Origin of the sequence: Scytonema sp. HK-05 (assembly GCF_963872035.1) — a bacterium.
Taxonomy (GTDB): Bacteria; Cyanobacteriota; Cyanobacteriia; order Cyanobacteriales; family Nostocaceae; genus Kalymmatonema.
Map to the genome: position 1 here is coordinate 61,644 of NZ_CAWMYC010000136.1, position 16,940 is coordinate 78,583.

The 16,940-nt window shown below is 41.3% G+C and carries 16 protein-coding genes; 11 read left to right on the top strand and 5 right to left on the bottom strand.

What is annotated here, in order from left to right; translation table 11 throughout:
* Positions 1-130 precede the first annotated feature (130 nt).
* A complete protein-coding gene (locus tag AACT52_RS30615; protein WP_233153802.1) occupies positions 131-592 on the top strand; it encodes a GNAT family N-acetyltransferase in 462 nt (153 codons plus the stop codon).
* A 69-nt stretch (positions 593-661) separates the two neighbouring features.
* Here AACT52_RS30615 and AACT52_RS30620 read toward each other — a convergent pair whose 3' ends face one another.
* On the bottom strand, positions 662-1,543 hold the full coding sequence (locus tag AACT52_RS30620) for a phytanoyl-CoA dioxygenase (protein ID WP_073627894.1): 882 nt from the start codon (positions 1,541-1,543) through the stop codon (positions 662-664).
* 460 nt (positions 1,544-2,003) lie between these two features.
* Here AACT52_RS30620 and AACT52_RS30625 point away from each other — a divergent pair, with 460 nt between their 5' ends.
* The 4 genes from AACT52_RS30625 (at position 2,004) to AACT52_RS30640 (ending at position 3,815) form a co-directional block, all read left to right on the top strand.
* Positions 2,004-2,411, top strand: a complete 408-nt coding sequence (locus AACT52_RS30625) for a hypothetical protein (RefSeq protein WP_073627896.1) — start codon at positions 2,004-2,006, stop codon at positions 2,409-2,411.
* 195 nt (positions 2,412-2,606) lie between these two features.
* Complete coding sequence (locus AACT52_RS30630) at positions 2,607-3,380, top strand: hypothetical protein (RefSeq protein ID WP_073627898.1); 774 nt, start codon at positions 2,607-2,609, stop codon at positions 3,378-3,380.
* A 58-nt stretch (positions 3,381-3,438) separates the two neighbouring features.
* Positions 3,439-3,624: a hypothetical protein gene (locus AACT52_RS30635; protein WP_143172718.1), complete on the top strand. Its 186-nt coding sequence runs from the start codon at positions 3,439-3,441 to the stop codon at positions 3,622-3,624.
* 14 nt (positions 3,625-3,638) lie between these two features.
* Positions 3,639-3,815 (top strand): hypothetical protein, encoded by a 177-nt coding sequence (locus AACT52_RS30640; RefSeq protein ID WP_158054509.1) that lies wholly within the window; start codon positions 3,639-3,641, stop codon positions 3,813-3,815.
* Positions 3,816-3,900: 85 nt separating this feature from the next.
* Here AACT52_RS30640 and AACT52_RS30645 read toward each other — a convergent pair whose 3' ends face one another.
* Positions 3,901-4,791, bottom strand: coding sequence for a LysR family transcriptional regulator (locus AACT52_RS30645; RefSeq protein ID WP_073627900.1), 891 nt, complete (start codon positions 4,789-4,791; stop codon positions 3,901-3,903).
* A 904-nt stretch (positions 4,792-5,695) separates the two neighbouring features.
* On the opposite strand from AACT52_RS30645, the gene AACT52_RS30650 reads away from it, so the two are divergent.
* From AACT52_RS30650 to AACT52_RS30660, 3 genes are all read left to right on the top strand, one after another.
* Complete coding sequence (locus AACT52_RS30650; RefSeq protein ID WP_233153807.1) at positions 5,696-5,887, top strand: fluoride efflux transporter FluC; 192 nt, start codon at positions 5,696-5,698, stop codon at positions 5,885-5,887.
* 121 nt (positions 5,888-6,008) lie between these two features.
* On the top strand, positions 6,009-6,218 hold the full coding sequence (locus tag AACT52_RS30655; RefSeq protein WP_073627902.1) for a hypothetical protein: 210 nt from the start codon (positions 6,009-6,011) through the stop codon (positions 6,216-6,218).
* Positions 6,199-7,641, top strand: coding sequence for an AAA-like domain-containing protein (locus AACT52_RS30660; RefSeq protein ID WP_233153803.1), 1,443 nt, complete (start codon positions 6,199-6,201; stop codon positions 7,639-7,641). The genes AACT52_RS30655 and AACT52_RS30660 overlap by 20 nt, the downstream gene beginning before the upstream one ends.
* A gap of 94 nt (positions 7,642-7,735) precedes the next feature.
* Here the strand turns inward: AACT52_RS30660 and AACT52_RS30665 are convergent, their stop codons facing one another.
* Both AACT52_RS30665 and AACT52_RS30670 read right to left on the bottom strand, forming a co-directional pair.
* On the bottom strand, positions 7,736-8,359 hold the full coding sequence (locus AACT52_RS30665; RefSeq protein WP_073627904.1) for a hypothetical protein: 624 nt from the start codon (positions 8,357-8,359) through the stop codon (positions 7,736-7,738).
* A gap of 989 nt (positions 8,360-9,348) precedes the next feature.
* Positions 9,349-10,554 (bottom strand): RNA-guided endonuclease InsQ/TnpB family protein, encoded by a 1,206-nt coding sequence (locus tag AACT52_RS30670; protein ID WP_073627906.1) that lies wholly within the window; start codon positions 10,552-10,554, stop codon positions 9,349-9,351.
* Positions 10,555-10,627: 73 nt separating this feature from the next.
* Between AACT52_RS30670 and AACT52_RS30675 the strand changes: the two genes are divergently transcribed.
* Positions 10,628-10,783 carry a hypothetical protein gene (locus AACT52_RS30675; RefSeq protein ID WP_198940828.1) on the top strand — a complete coding sequence of 52 codons (156 nt, stop codon included), beginning with the start codon at positions 10,628-10,630 and terminating at the stop codon, positions 10,781-10,783.
* Positions 10,784-10,884: 101 nt separating this feature from the next.
* A complete protein-coding gene (locus AACT52_RS30680; protein ID WP_073627908.1) occupies positions 10,885-14,394 on the top strand; it encodes an AAA-like domain-containing protein in 3,510 nt (1,169 codons plus the stop codon).
* Between the two features lie 135 nt (positions 14,395-14,529).
* On the opposite strand, the gene AACT52_RS30685 is transcribed toward AACT52_RS30680, so the two are convergent.
* The gene (locus tag AACT52_RS30685; RefSeq protein WP_073627910.1) at positions 14,530-15,792 is read right to left on the bottom strand and encodes an RICIN domain-containing protein; all 1,263 of its coding nucleotides are present in this window, start codon (positions 15,790-15,792) and stop codon (positions 14,530-14,532) included.
* A 926-nt stretch (positions 15,793-16,718) separates the two neighbouring features.
* Here AACT52_RS30685 and AACT52_RS30690 point away from each other — a divergent pair.
* Complete coding sequence (locus AACT52_RS30690; protein ID WP_272937063.1) at positions 16,719-16,850, top strand: hypothetical protein; 132 nt, start codon at positions 16,719-16,721, stop codon at positions 16,848-16,850.
* The last annotated feature ends 90 nt before the right edge of the window (positions 16,851-16,940 follow it).

The following is a 16,940-nucleotide window of genomic DNA, read 5'->3' on the forward strand; positions in this document are numbered from 1 at the left end:
TTATTGATTGAAAAATCAACGTTTTTATGATAAATGCTAAAATTTAAAAAATTAAAAAATCTGTCATCAATCTCATTTATGCTAAATATTACTGCAGAGACAGATAACCTTCATAGCGAAGATTCACCAAGTGATAACAGATGCTTTTGGTCAAACACAAGAAGCCGAACTTGTAGATAAAATCCGTAACTCTCCAAATTTTATACCTGAATTATCTCTTGTAGCGCTAGAAAATGAGGATGTGCTGGGACACATTCTTTTCAGTCGCATTGTCATTGAAACACCAAAGAAAATTCCTGCACTGGCTTTAGCACCATTAGCTGTCACACCAACGCACCAGCGCCAAGGTATTGGCAGTCATCTGGTGCAGGTGGGTTTATCAAGATGTCGTGAATTAAATCATTCTATTGTTGTCGTTGTCGGCGATCCGCGTTATTACAAGCGTTTTGGTTTTCAAAACGCGAGTCAATTCGGCTTGCACTCATCGTTACCAATTCCTGATGAGGCATTTATGGTGTTAGAACTCAAACCGAGTGCTTTGATGAATATTAATGGGAACGTGTGTTATCCAGCCTACTTTAATGAGGTTTGAAACCTTATTTTCCTACTTAGAAAACTTGCTAGTCCTGTTTCTCCCCTAAGTCACTATTGCTAAAATTCGTTATCGCCAAAAAACACACTGCTTTTGTTCTTCGGAGAACTTTGTGGAAAGTAAATGCAAATCCTCCATAGGTAGAGAAGATTTACAATAAAAAGGAAATTTTGGTTGTCTAGAAGTGTAATCAAAAAATACTGAATATCTATCGGAATCTACAGGTATTTTACCCCGATGAAAGACACTAGCAGTGCCTGCAATAACTACCGTGCCAGATGGTCCTGTACAGGATTTATAATTTGATTGGGATATCACCTGTTGTAAAGTTTTATCTTTGATGTAGCCAGTTTTATATTTCAAAGAATCAGCAACTTTGGAAGTGATATCTTTTGGAATATATTGAAACGGACCTCGCTCATCATTGATATCATTTAAATAAACAATGACTTTGAACAATTTTCGGTCTTCCGAGTCCATATGCCACAACCTTGATTTTCTCTCAACTTGGTTGGCAAGATCTCTGCGAAAATAAGAGCCATGATAAGCGACTGGTAGACCAAGATAATTCTCAGCAATATTGAGTAAACGTTGTTCTAATCCCCAAAGAAAAATCTCTGGATACTCCATCATTTGTTCACTAGTTGCATGAACAACAAATTCATTTTCATCGCCAGAAATTGCTTTGGGGATTTTTGGTATTAATTTTTTTGCAGCTTGCAGCAATTGTGGAGTAGAAGGAATCGAAAGTTGTTCTAATGAAGTGACAGCAACTCCCTCAGTTTCAAGAGTCTCCACGATAGCCCAGTCAGTACTCGAAAGAACAGGTAGATGACTCTTATGTTTTTCTAATGCTGCTTCATAAGCAAACTCAGCAGGATCTCGTATAAATGAAACTTCATAAAGATTTTTTAATATTTTGTTACGCACTTGAGTCGCAATAGTTTTCATCTTGCTTGTAACCTGTTTTACAACTATCTTGATAAATATTTTAAGTATATCTAAGGTAAGATGTCCAACGATTTATTTTTATTTAGACAAACTTTATACTGGCTTTATACACAAGAAGCTATAAGAGGAGTGTGCTTTACTATTTCTGTATATTCAGCAGAAAAACCTACTTTCCGGAAATTTTCCCAAAAAAATCTTAATTGAACTCAATAAATTTACGGAATGACAGATACAGACAACTTGTTGGTACTTGGTAGAAGCCGCAGTCTTAACTTATTCATTTGGGTGTAAAGTTTGGTTAAACCGGAGCTTGCAAAGCCACTTAACTGCATAATGTTTTAAAGTTTACTAGCCACAATGTGATACTAATTTTTGCCACAGATAGGCGCGATAATTGCACCAGCTATAACCTATACAATCGCTTTGGAATAGCAGACATGAGTATGGAGGAGTTACAGTGATGGTGCGGCTAATTATCAGCTTAATTTTGTTGGGACTATTAACTGCGTGTACCACGAGTGTTCTTGCACCAACTAGGCAGTTAGTGGAAAAAGCAATTGTATTTGAATTAGAGAAAACTCAACAGCAACTCAGCCAACAGCTAGATTTGGATTTTCAGGGATTTGAAATCCATCGGTTATCAATTACTCAGGAACAACCTCTGACAATTCAAAATTTACCCACATACCGCGTTCATGGAACTTACGAACTCACGTTGAAACTACCAAAACGACGGTTGACACAACCTCAAAAACCTTTTGAAGTTTACCTGCAACTTCAAAAAGAAGGTAAAACTTGGCGGTTACTGGTTCCTGAAGCTAGTGGCAAGGATTCTAAATCAGTTTGGCGCAGTTATTTGATTCGATAAATTATTCATTATGAATTATGAAATTAGAGTAGAGTATGACTCTTGCATAATTCATAATTTGTAATTTATCATTTCCCATTCCCTATTCCCTTCGCTTTCTTAGTGTGTAACTCTAAAAACCATCACAAGCATTTTTGCCTAAGTCCCAACCCCTCGCCAAGATTGAAGTGATATCTTCATCGGAGATTAGGCAAGATGTATTTTAACTTGTTCATTGGTTCCAGTCTGGGAATTATGATTTTGGTACTGCTGGCTTTTAGCGTGCTGCAATGGTTTCATATACCTACTGGCAATTTTCTGGATTGGGTGATTGGGGGCGCAAGTTTTTGGTGGCTGTTGGTGATTGTGACTGTACCGTGGAATATCTATTTTCAGGCGAAAGAAGTTTTAGCAGAAGGGGCGCAATCAACTGAAAAAGAAATTCCGGTGGATGAGAAACAACTGGAGTACGTCAAGGTTTTGGCAAGGCGATCGCTCTTTGTTGCTCTTGCCTTACACTTATTCTCAGCTATTGGTCTTTACACCCTCGCCGCTACTGGTATTAGTGCAGTTGGCTATGTCAGTTCTGGTGCTGCTTTGTTATTAACTGGATTACGTCCAGCCATTAGTGCTTATGAGTACTTATATGCACGGTTGGTTATGATTCGTCAAGAATGGAAGTATCCGCGTGAAGATGTTGTGGAACTTCGTTCCCGTTTCGACACTCTAGAAGCAACCGTTCAGCGCTTAGAAGAACAACTTAACCCAGAACAGCCCTATTCCTTAGCAGCCAACCAACAAACTTATTTAGAAGAAACGCGCAAAGAATTAGCTCGTATTTCTGCAAATCTCGAAGCAGAGCGCGCTACAAATCAGACGGAACATGAACGTCTAGCAAGAGAAGCAAGAGGGGCGATCGCCCAACTTTCTACCGACGGACAATTTCTCGATCATGTCCGCGAGATTATCAGGTTTTTTAAGACAGCATAGTTCAGAATCCAGAATTGCTGCAATTCCTGAAACAGAATTATAGCGGGTTCGGTGTTGCGTGGAATACAGTAGAGACGTTACGTATGGGACTTACTATGTCTGCGGTGATGCCAAGATGGCAGATGATGTGTTTGAGGTGTTTATGGCGATTGCCCGTTCGCGCAGCGTGCCCGAAGGGCTTAGGGCAGTGGGCTTCGCCCAATCGCCAAATCGGTTGGCGAACTATCACAAATTGAGGCAGTAGAATTCTTTGAGCGCATGAAGAAAGAGAAGCGTTTCCATGCAGATGTTTGGGGTGTGCAATTGCACTTCCAGCAAGCAATCAAGCAGGTACAAAAAGATAACTATTCAAAGGCTGAAAAATGGCTCAATAGAGTCAAGCAATCAACCAATGAGCAATCAGCAATTGAAAAAGAGCAACCGGTGACGGTGTGAACTTCTTAAGCTGTTCAACGTAAAAAGCTGAGCGAGGACTCGTTTACCCAGCAAATCTCCTGAATTCAATTTGGGAGATTGTCAATTACTCTTGAACATACTCAAACAGAATTTTGAGATATTTATCTAAAGATTTGCATGGTGTTTCTTTCCTCCACACGGCAGCGGATCGGGCATAGTATATGGGATGGTGGAGCCGCATAAACACAACTTGAGGATGAGGCAGTGCTTCTGCCTCGTTCGGCATAACTGCTACCCCTTGCCCTGCTGCCACGAGGGCAATCATGGAAGCGTGGCTATCGGCAAACAGGTGCAGATTTGGCATAAAGCCAGCGCAGCGGCAAGTGTCGCGGATACGATCGTTCCGCCCGGGAAACTTTTCTTCAGACATCCCGATAAATTTTTCAGTAGCAAGGGAAGCTAGATTAATTGAGGATTGATTTGCCAGCGGATGTGTATCCGGTATCACAGCAGCAATAGGCACTTTCTTAACACATTTGACTGTAAACTCTTCGTCTAACTCATCGGGTGGATTGCCCATAAAGGCAATATCAATCATGCCATTTCGCAATGCTCTAACTTGATCACTGGGCGGCATCTCCTGCAAACGTACAGCAACTTCAGGATAGCTACGTCCAAAGCGGTGGAGGGTTTGACCAAGAAAAGTCTGGAGGATGGTTGGGATATAGCCAATTACCAAAGGCTCCAGAGTGTTGCTGTAATGAGCCTTGAGGGTTTGCACAGCCACATCACTACGATTCAAAATATCTTTTGCTTGTTCAAGAAAAAATTTCCCCGCTTGTGTGAGTGTCAATCCATCAGATTGTCTGAGAAACAGCACAACGCTCAGTTCGTCTTCAAGGTTTTTGATTTGACGGCTTAACGCAGGTTGGGAAATATACAGCCGGACGGCAGCACGGCTAAAGTTGAGTTCTTCTGCAACGGTCACAAAATATTTAAGATGCCGTAATTCCATGAATTTATCGGGTATGCCTAAAAGTTATAGCTATCATAATTATAAGGTATTGGACTTTAGATGTATGTTCTATTACCCTAAATTTTTGTAAGTATTTAATTTTCGGTAATTAAATTCTGTAATACCAATTCGTAATTCATAATTAAGAAATTCACATGTAGTTTGGGTTTTCAGATTTCCGTCTGTCGCCTTATTTGAAAAATTGAATTTAGCTATATTGGCTCTCTTGGAGAAAGAGGGTATAGATACCCTCCATGTGGAATTTAGAACCCACATTTCGCAGTTCCCAATAAATGTAGATCAACTGAAAACCTAATGCCAAGTTGCATAAAGTCATATTCGGTTAGGTTTTAAGCAATACCACGCAACTCTCGTAATTTGTCAAGAAAAAAATACAAAGTTTGGTTGAGCGCTCACATTGCAGTTAGTCAACCTGTCAAATAACACATTTTCTTAGTTACTAAACAAGATGATTAATATCAAACTTATCTTGCTTATCCTACTTATCCAACTAATTTGTGCTTTTACAAATTCTATAAGCAGATTTGTATAAGTATGAATATATACGTAAACTTTCTACCTCTTTATGGAGATTTACTCCCTTTCTGCTCTAAAATTACCGATTTTTGTAGGTGGGGTTATGCCCTACAAAGCGCGAATGTGCGACATAGCTTTACCTACGAATTTAAGTAATATTCATGGTGGAAAGGGAGTAATACTGAAAGTGCTAGCCTACTATGCTTAAAAGTTATAACTGTGATGCTTATAAAGCATTAGACTTTATGGAAATGTCCTATTAGACTGAAGGTCTATAAATTTTGACTCTCAAAAATTAAATTTCATATCGCTGAATGTAATTAGCTAAGGAGTGTGTTAATGGCTGCAAAATGTTACTTTGTTCGGTGTGCTTGCGATCGCTATTGGTGCAGCCATAGGTACAAACTTTCCTTACGGCACTTTTATTATCAACTTCACAGGTTGTTTACTAATGGGCTTTTTCTTCACCTTATTTAAGGGGATTAAAGAATTTCCATCTGAGATAGATTTGCTGGTAAGAACTGGTTTCTTGGGTGCTTATACAACCTTCTCTACCTAGGGATACGATACATTGACGCTGTGGCGTAATGGCAAGCAGGGAGCCACCATTTTTTACTGGGTAGGCAGTGCCATTTTAGCGGTAGTTGGTATTATATTAGGTTGCTATTTAGCGAAGCTAATTGCCTGATAATAAAGATTCACTTAATGACTTACCTTTAGACAGGTTTTCCCAAGAGCTACAAGTTGAAATTGAAACAGAATGGATTAATCGTGAACAAAATAAAAACAAAATAAATTTTATTCAGGAAGAAACCTTAGAGGATGTTTTAAAAGTCGAAACCAGTCAAAAATCATGCCAGTCGCCTAACCATGATATATACGAATCATAGCAATATATTCAAAGCCAACTTGAAAGAGGCAGATTTGACGGGAGCCAACCTCGATGAAGCCAAAATGAAAAACATTGAAAAACTTGTTGAATTTGCGCTCCAGTTAGTGGCTACAGAAACAGGGGTTTCACTTAACTATATTCAAAAAGTAATCCTGCGAAACTCTCTACTTAATAACAAAAAAACTTACGCTAATATTGCTCTTGAAAATAACTACTCTGAAAGCTATATTAAGTTCTCAGTTGCGCCTAAACTATGGCAGTTGCTTTCAGAGGCGCTCGGTGAAAAAGTTAATAAGACGAATCTCGCGGCGCTGCTAGAACAGCGGTTAGAAAAATTCGCTTCTTTTGATAATCCTCAGACGACCGAGACAACAGCAGCAATAAAGACGGCGGGCTTTCTTAGGGAACGCTACGTTCTAGAATCTCCAGAAGGACAGGTTCCCCTCGCTTCCTCTTTGTACATTGAGCGATCAACTATCGAACAAACCTGTTATCAAGAAATTCTCCAACCCCATGCGTTCATTCGCATCTTTGCACCTCGAAACATGGGGAAGACTTCCCTAATTGCACGAATTCTAGATTATGGGAGCAGTCAGAATTACCACACAGTGCGACTCAGCTTACATCACGCCGGAACACAGGTGTTTGCCCAGAGTTCACGCTTCTTACGCTGGTTTTGTAGTAATGTCACACAGCAGTTGGGTTTGGAATCTAGATTAAATGACTTCTGGGACGAGGATATGGGAGCTTTGATTAACAGCACGATTTATTTTCAGGGCTATCTGCTCAAGGAACTCTCTAACCCTATCGTTTTAGCACTAGATAAGGTAGACCAATTATTTGAGTACCCAGAAGTTGCTAGTGATTTTTTCGTCCTGTTGCGTTCTTGGTATGAGGAAACAAAAGACATTTCAGTCTGGCAGAAATTACGAGTCGTGATGGCTCATGCAGTTGAAGTTTACATTCCCTTACCCACCCATCGCTCTCCGTTTAATGTGGGATTAGCGATCGAACTGCCGACCTTTAGCCCAGAACAGGTGCAGGATTTAGCCGAACGTCACGGACTTCAACTTACAAAGCGTGAACTTGAGCAGTTAATGAAGCTCACTGATGGTTTTCCGTATTTAATTCGACTGGCATTGTATCAAAGTGCCCGCTTGAAGATTCCTGTGCAAACGTTACTGCAAGATGCTACGAGGAATACTGGAATCTATCAACAACATCTTCAGTATCAGTTGTGGAACCTTCAACAGCATCCTAAATTAGCTGACGCCTTTGGGCAGGTTTTAACGGCTCCAATCGAGTTAGAAATTGAGGTGGCGTTTAAGTTAAAAAGTTTAGGATTGGTGCATATAATCGATAGTCAAGCAACTGTTAGCTGTGAGCTATATCGAGAGTACTTCCGCAATTATTTTTCTTAATTCTTGAGCAGCATGAATAAGCCCAATACTCTCCTACCTTCCACATCAAAAACTTCCTCAGACTAAATAAGTATAAGCAAGTTTAAAAAAGTTTTTAGCTATTTAATTTAGCTCTAAAAAGCCACTCATCTTCTTCAGTAACTAGCTCGCAGCGATTGCCTGTTCGCGTTTGCAAAGCAGTCGCAGCCGAAGGCGAGAAAGTGTCTCGTTGGCGCAGCCTCTCCGACAGGAGAAGAGAAGGGCAGCGCCTGCCGTAGGATGCCCGTTTGCGTAGCGTCTCCTTTAGGAGAAGGGCTGTAGGGCGATCGCAAAAGGGTGGTAATTGCTCGCTATCTTCTGAGTATGAAGGCTCTACTAAATCAGTGGGAACTGGTAACTGATTAGTGGTAGGTGTTAGTGGTGGATCTATTACTTCTGCTAACTCACTAGTTACTGATAACTGGTCGCTAGCCACTGTTTCACCTGTCCGGGAAAGCAAATATTGCTTGAGGACTAAAAACAGATTTTTTTTCGTCACTCTCTCCCCTAATGCTTTAGAAAGGGCTCGCCACAACTGGCAGCCAATATCCTTGATGTGAGCGATACTATAGGCACAATCGCGTGCCATCTGCTTATAACCGCGTCCGAGCCATGACTGACACAGGATTAAGCGCTCAAGGGAACTTAGTTGCCTAGAGAGCAGAGTTTGTACAATGTCCAGAACTTCGCCAATATTCATGTAGTGATTCCATTTGAGTAGTATGTACACAGCAAGGAACGCTCTAGATTCTTATGCACCCCAAACAAGCAGTTAATCCAATTCGGCTTTGATGCAGATAGCTCCAGGGCAGAACGACAAGGGCTGAATTGCTCTAAGCGTACATTCACCAAAAAACTTTACTATGTATTATTTCTATGTATTATTTCAGTTGTTTTGCTCAACGAGAAATAGATAAAGTTGGTATTTTTGTCTAAAATTATACCGCTTTGAGAGATATTTTTCACAACTAGTGACTTTTGTCAATCATCTAAATTAGTGATATTTGAAAAATAATATACAGTTATTGGCTTTTGTCAACTATCTAAATCGGTGAATTAAATGACCAACTAGAAGCTCACGTTGGCTCCAAGAGGCGCGATGCTCTTAATTGTTCAAGGAAAATTGACTTGGTTTCAACAGGTGCGATCGCACCTTTAGACTTCTTCGGAAGTTGAATTAATGGAAACCCCATGACGGATCCGGCAGTTATTAGGGCGATTTAAAATTAAACCCTCGGCACAGTTACCGGGTGTCGGTTAACGAATTATTTGGGAAGAACCAATAATTCGTTAACCGGCAACAAGTTCCTCAAATTGTTTACGAATGCCAGCCTTACACTGCGGTTGGTTGAATACCTGCTCGGGTTACCTCAACTCACAGTTAGCAACGCTATTGACGCTCTTTTGAAAAAAACTGGGGAATTCACCGCCCGCAGAGTCGAGGCACTGGAATCTACACCATTTTCTACAAAACGCGTCTACACACGCTGAACAGGGTTTATCACGCTCTGAGTCAAAGCCATTAGCAAAAAAATAGCTGTATCTCTTGTTAGAGGCTATTTATAAAGTAAATCTAAAGGCAAGTCATTAGGTTGAATACTAAGTGCTGAAAATACGTAATTTTTAACATCTATTGAAATTAAAGCTACTCTACGTTTAAAATAATTGACTTTATTGACACTCCCCTGGCTAAAGCCGAGGGGATTCTACATTCAACGTCGCCACTTGCTCAACCAGGCTTGCGCCAAGGAGAGTAGAGGTTGCGGCTCCTGTAGCGTTACTTCGGGACTGCCCGTCCCTAGCTCTTACAAGATTTAGAATATTTATCGCTGCGTTCACATCTCTCTGAAGCTGACATCCGCAACCACATTTATGGGTACGAGTCGAAAGAGATTTTTTCACAATTGCCCCACAATCACTACACTTCTGAGAAGTGTATTTAGGATTGACTGCAACAACTGTGGTGTTGAACTTTTGAGCAAAATATTCTAACCAACGACGGAATAGTGACCAAGCCACATCATTAATGGACTTGGCTAAACAGTAGTTTCGTACCATGCCTTTAACATTCAAGTTTTCATAGGCGACTAAGGCGTTAGCCTTGCATACGTTACGCGCGATTCTCTTCGCGTGTTCATTCCGCTGCCTATTTACTCTCAAATGTTTCCGAGCATATCTCCGCCTAGCTAACCGTCGTTGGTTTTTACCTTTTTCTTTTTTGTAAATCTCACGTTGGGCGTGTTTAATCGCTTTTTCAGCTTTACGCAGAAAGCGGGGGTTTTCTTCGTGGTGTCCGTTGGAATCAGAATAGAAAAACTCCAACCCAACGTCTAAGCCGATTTCACCATTGCCTGCTCTTGGTTCTGTTTTAACCTCAATATCAATTGCAAACTGACAGTAGTAACCGTCAGCTTTACGAACAAGTCGAACTCGCTTAATGGATTTTACAGGGTAGGTATGAATATCCCATTTCCCCAGTAGCTTAACTTCACCAATACCTTTTTTATCAGTAAAGGTGATGCGTCGTTTTGTAGGATTTAGTGACCAGCCACTAGTCTTGTATTCAACAGAACGGTTATCTTTTTGAAACCTTGGGAAACCCTTTTTTCCAGGCTTTTTAGACTTGCAATTGTCGTAGAATCTGGCAATAGATAGCCACGCTCTTTCTGTTGCAGCCTGACAAGCCATTGAATTCAAGTCTTTAACAAATCCAAATTCTTTACGCAGCGCCGTTGAGTAGTTATTCAACGCTATTTTGTCTATTTTTTGCTCTTTCGGTGCATCCATCCAATGTCTAATAGCTTTGTTGCGGATGAATTGAGTAGTACGAATAGCCTCATCAATAGCTTTACATTGCTGTCTTTTTACTTTTACTTTGTACTCTAAAACCAGCACTGCGTTATCACCTCCTTGTCATTTCACTAACTCAATATATGCTACCATGAATGTAACGCCATATAACGCCAAAATGAAGACTAAAAGATTAAATGTAAGGCTAACCGACCGCAGGTATCATAAGCTAGTCTTATTGTCAGCCGAGCTAGACCGAACTATCAGCAGTATGATTGATGAATGGATTGATTCTCTACCAGAACCCAAAAAAGAAAACATCACGGCAGGGTAAACCCTGCGTCGTGGCTTTCATCCCCGGTCTGAAGCACGAAATACGCAACTACGTTGCTGTTTCTCCGGGGTTTTCAGCCTACCCCTTATAATCAACTTTATATGCCCCAATATAGGTATCAAGTCAGCGGTAGTTTAGCGATTGATGCACCAAGTTACGTAGAGCGGCTTGCCGACTCGCAACTGTATCAAGCCCTTCAGCGAGGAGAGTTCTGCTATGTCCTCAACTCCCGGCAAATGGGCAAATCCTCACTGCTAGTACGAACCAAGCATCGCCTGCAGCAAGAGGGCTTTCACTGCGCTGCTGTGGATTTGAGTGCGGTGGGGAGCGAACAAATTACTCCACTGCAATGGTACAAGGGATTTGTAGGTGATTTATGGCGACAGTTGGGACTACTGGAAACCTTGAACCTGAAAACTTGGTGGCAACAACGCAACGATCTCGGTTTACTGCAACGGCTGCGGTTGTTTATTGAGGAATTGCTACTGGTGCAGTTTCCCCAACAACGGTTGTTTATCTTTGTCGATGAAATCGACAGTCTGCTGGGGCTTAACTTTTCGATTGATGACTTTTTTGCCTTTATTCGCTTCTGCTATAACCAACGGGCAATCAACCGAGAATATCAACGCATTACCTTTGCGATTTTTGGAGTAGCAACTCCCTCGGATCTGATTCGAGACAGAACCAAGACACCGTTCAATATTGGGCAAGCAATAGAACTCAAAGGATTTGAGTGGGAGGAAGTGACTCCTTTAATTCAAGGGTTGGAAAAGACGGTGGATGCACCTGCATCGGTTGTCAGGGCGATTTTAGACTGGACGGGTGGACAACCGTTTCTCACTCAAAAGTTGTGTCATTTAGTCGTGCAATTGACTCAAGGGACAATCGGGCACGGTGGTAATGGTTGCATTCCACCAGGTACGGAATCGTTCTTTCTTGAGAACTTGGTCAAAACCCGCATAATTTCGCGTTGGGAATCGCAGGATGAACCGGAACACCTGAGAACTATACGCGATCGCATTGAACGTAACGGTCACCGGGCTGGTAGAATTCTAGGCATTTATCAAAAAATTTTGCAAGGAATTGAAATAAAAAGTGATGATAGCCGAGAACAGATTGAATTGTTACTCAGTGGGTTAGTCGTTAGACACTCGGGAATCCTCAAGGTAAAAAATCGCATCTATCAACAAGTATTTAATCTTCAATGGGTTGAAAAAAGATTAGCGGCATTGCGTCCTTACTCGCAGGCGTTTGATGCTTGGGTAGCTTCCGGGCAAAAAGATGAATCGCGATTGTTGCGCGGACAAGCGCTCAAAGACGCTCAACTTTGGGCGCAGGGTAAAAGTTTGAGTGATTTAGATTATTTATTTTTTAATGCCTCCCAAGAAATAGATCGAAAAGAAGTGGAATTGCGCTTAGAGGCAGAACGTGTTACAGAAGTAGAAGCCAGACTTGTGCAAGAACAAAAAGCGACTAGAATTCAACAATTCTTGCTCAATGCCAACATGGCTGCCTTACAACAATCTAGACTCAGTGAGATTAAAGCGATCGCCAGTGCATCTGAAGCCCTCTATGCCTCCCATCAAGGTTTAGAAGCATTAGTTCAAGCCATTAAAGCTAAGCAAAAGTTACAACAATTAGGTTCAGTTGAACCCGAATTAGAACAAAAAATTGATAATGCCCTGCGACAGGCGGTTTATGGCACAACCGAATGTAATCATTTGACGGGACATACTGCCGATATCTGGAGTGTTGATATCAGTCCTGATAGTAACCTGATTGTTTCAGCAGGAATGGATGGCGCGATCAAACTTTGGCAACGAGACGGCACCTTACTTAAAACCTTGCAAAATGAATCTGTGGCAGTTTGGTCAGTTAAATTCAGTCCTGACGGTAAAATGATAGTTTCAGGACATAATGATGGCAATGTGAAACTGTGGCGACTGGATGAAGATACACCCAAAATTATAGCCAACTATTCTACAACGACTCGCGTTGTAAACTTCAACCCGAACGGTCAAATCGTTGCTTCAGGGCACGATGATGGAGTGGTAAATTTATGGAGTCTGGATGGTGTTTTGCTCGGATCGTTAAAACATCCAAACCATGCAGCCGCTGTTATTTTTGTTCCTGAAACTCAACTGATAATTACACAGGCAGAGAACGTAATTTACCTCTGGCAGGAGAACGGAACACTGCTAAAGAAATGGGTGGCACACCAAGCCGGGATAAGCACATTGGTTCTCAGTCGTAACGGACAAATTCTCGCTTCTACCAGTCAAGATACTACTACTAAATTGTGGCATCTTGATGGCACGTTGATCACAACAATAGCCGGACATAGCGCTGCTGTATGGGACATTGCCTTTAGTCCTGACGGCAAAACTCTTGTGACTGTCAGTGGAGATAAAACTGTCAAAATTTGGAGTGTTGAAGGAATAGAACTGAGTACCCTCAAAGCGCATCGTTCAACAGTGCGAACAATTGCCTACAGCCCAGACGGAAGTTATTTTATTTCTGCTGGCGCGGATAGCATCATCCGGATGTGGAAACCCACTCATGACCTCAAAACTACTATAAATGCTCACAGTGCGCCAATTTTCGGTGTTGCCATCAGTCCAGATAGTTCCACTATTGCGACTGCCAGTTTGGATTACACTGTCAAACTTTGGCAGCGCGATGGCACATTGCTGAATACCTTGCAACACGAGGCATCGATGTTTAGTGTTGCTTTTAGTCCTGTTGGCGCTAGCCTGCCGTCAGGCATTGGAGAAACCTTAGCAACGGGAAGCAACGATAGTATTGTTAGACTCTGGCAGCGTGAGGGTAGAAACTGGGACAAAGCTGAACTTCTAAAAATACTGCCAGCAGAAGGAGGATTAGCGTTTAGCCTTGCCTTTAGTCCTGATAGCAAGCTGATTGCCTCTGGTTATGGGGATGGTAAGGTGAGGCTTTGGACGACCGATGGCACATTACACAATATTCTCACTGGACAAGAAGAGATGGTTTCATGTGTTGCCTTTAGTCCTGACAGTCAGTTACTTGCCTCCAGTGGTAATTTAAACCAAATTAAAGTTTGGCATCGAGACGGCAGATTGTTGACAACTCTTGCTGAAAATGATGCGAGTGTTAATGATGTTGCTTTTAGTCCTGACGGTCAGTTACTTGCCTCCTGTAGTGGTGATAGCACGATTAAGCTGTGGAAATATAATTCAAAAGATGGAGTTGCAAGCCAATCTGAGCAAACCTTTGTCGGTCATAACGGTTTAGTGTCTAACATTGCTTGGAGTAGCGACGGTCAGTTTTTTGCCTCCTCTGGAATGGACACAACTGTGAAAATCTGGAGTCGAGAAGGGCAGTTGATTACTACTCTACTCGGTCATAGTGGTTCAGTTTGGAATCTGGCGATAGCGAAGCGCTGCTGCGAAACGCAGAACGCCCCTGATGGCAGTTTTTTAGCTTCTGTAGGTGAAGATAACACTCTCGTTATTTGGGATTTACCGCGCATACTTAAACTTGACCTGCTGGAATATGGCTGTAACTGGGTACGAGATTATCTGCGGACGGGAGCAGAGGTGGAAGAGGGCGATAGGCCACTTTGTCAGGAGTAGAAGTTCAACATTTTAGACACAATTGTGCCCCACCTATCTAGTAAGTGGGGCTTTATTGTCAAGACCAATCAAGAAGCGTTTGCACTGGACTTGTCTAGGAAAACCCAGGGTAGGATTGCTGTGGACTTTGAAATTTTACTGAGCAAAAGCCTCTAAACCATTCCAGTTATCCTTAATTGGTTTTGGACCCTCAGCAGGTTCATACGGTCGCGTATCATAACGAATGTATTGATCGCCCTTAAAGAAATAGATGTATGGAGGCTTTTCATAAGCAGCATCTATACCATCAGCAAAAGGCTCTAAACCAACCCAATGCCCTTTAGTGTTAATTGGTAATGGAGAACCATCAGCTTTATTGGCTTCTTTATTAAAAGTGATAGATTGATTACCTTTAAAGAAATAGTGATAGTCGCCACCCCCAATAACAGCATCTATACCATTAGCAAAAGGCTCTAAACCATTCCAGTTCCCCTTAATTGGTTTTGGATAACCTTCAAGAACTTTATTTCCGTCATCATCCAAACGAATATATTGATTCCCCTTAAAGAAGAATACACTATCTGTCCATTCAAAAACAGCATCTATACCATTAGCAAAAGCTTCTAAGCCTTTCCATTCTTTAATTGGTTTTGGATAGCCTGCATCCACTTTGTTTGCGTCACTATCATAACGGATATATTGATTACCTTTAAAGAAATAGCGTTTGCCATTACCTGTATTTGTCGCGGCATCTATGGAAATCTTTTTAGGGGTATTGGGTACACTGGGAGCAGTATCCGCAGTTTCAAACTTCCATTTTTGGGCATCAGTTCCATTTTTCTCACATTGTTGAACATTAGTTCCGTCTGTAAGTCCAGCACCCTCTACATCGAGAAGTTTGCCAGTAGCTTTATTAACGAGGCTGAAATAGCCATTTCCTGCATCTTCTAATTTCCACTTTTGCTCTTCAGCACCAACCTTGTCATATTGGACAACATTATTTAGATTAGTACCCGTAACACCCTTATAGTCTGCAGCAGCTACCTTCCCGCTTTTTTGAGAGACAAGGTAATAGTAGCCATTTCCCGCATCTTCCAACCTCCACTTTTGCTGGTCAACTCCTCCTTTTTCCCATTGTTGGATGTTGGCACCATTATCAGTACTACCACCAGATACATCTAAAACTTTACCGCTTACTTTAGCAGTGAGGTAGTAGTTTTTCCCTGGAGTAGGAAAGGCTGTTTGAGCCAAAGCATGAGGAGTTATCGACAGCAAAGTACAGACAAACAAAATTGCTGCCAGAACAAACGAACTGAGCTTTTTCATGAGTTTATATTGTTGAATGTGTTGACTAATTTTTTGAGGGTGAAAGGAATTGTCTAAAAAGGCTTTTTCTTCTCCTTTGAAGACTTTAAGCACACAGAAACGCACCCATGCTTAGGAGTGAATATTTAGTCCTTACCGAATAGACAAACATGAACGCTAAATATTCTAGAAGAATCATACTCACAACTTTATTATTAAGTCAACACTTTTTTATCTTCTAATAGCTAATATCCGACTTATACTACTTTTCCTACTTTTCCTAGTTTTCCTACTTTTTGGAGTTTAGACTAGTCTAAACTCCAGTCGTTTAAAGACGACTAGATAAGAATTTTAGTCCAATGAGAGTGGACTTGAGCTATGACGCAAGAACTTAAGTTCTTGGCGGGTTATGAGGCAAGCTTGAGAATGGTGCAAGATCTCAGTTGACAAAAGTAACTAATTGTTAGTTTGCGGTTCATAGCAATATAAAGGTGCGATCGCGAGAGTGCTGCTGTGCGATCGCCGGATAGCAACTTTCAGGGACATTAGTCATTCAAGTCACCTTAATCTCACAATTTTTGCTTTTTGTCAATCTGTAATTCCTACTAACAACTTTTTTCTTCTTCCCCTCTTGAATTAGTATCTGTAATTCGTCCGAAGCGCCTCTTGTAACCAACCTGTAGCTCTAGTTGGGGAGTTAATTTACCTATGTAGTATATTGACAAAATCGGTTAATTCTGACTTTGCTTACAGCAGTAAAACTTTACACAAACATACCAACTTTATCTATTTCTCGTTGAGGTAAACAACTGAATAATAGATAGTCAGTAAACCAAAAAGTTTTATCAGCTAGAGCGAAAAAATTCTAAATTTACTTAAACTCATGGTTCAAAATAAAACTATTGACAATGAAGAAATTATGGCAACATCTGCATAGTCCCCTTTTATTCGCTAGTTTAAGGAGCGAATAATTTTCCCTTTCTCTTGTCTTGTTGCAAAATTGCGATGCTCCCTTGACACGTGCCAAAAAGCCTTAATTTGTGGCAAATGATTGCGGAAGTACTCTCGCGCATTGGCGCAGATCGCCTCGGCTATTGTCTATGCCAAGGAGCGATATCTCAATGAGCCTCACACCAGAAATTCTCGATCGCGTCATGGTTGATATAGATTAAGAGCATTGCCCCTCTTGGAAGCAAGCTTATCCGGGCTTGAAGTATCTGTAGCTCTAGTTGGGGAATTAATTAGCCAATTGAGATTATTGA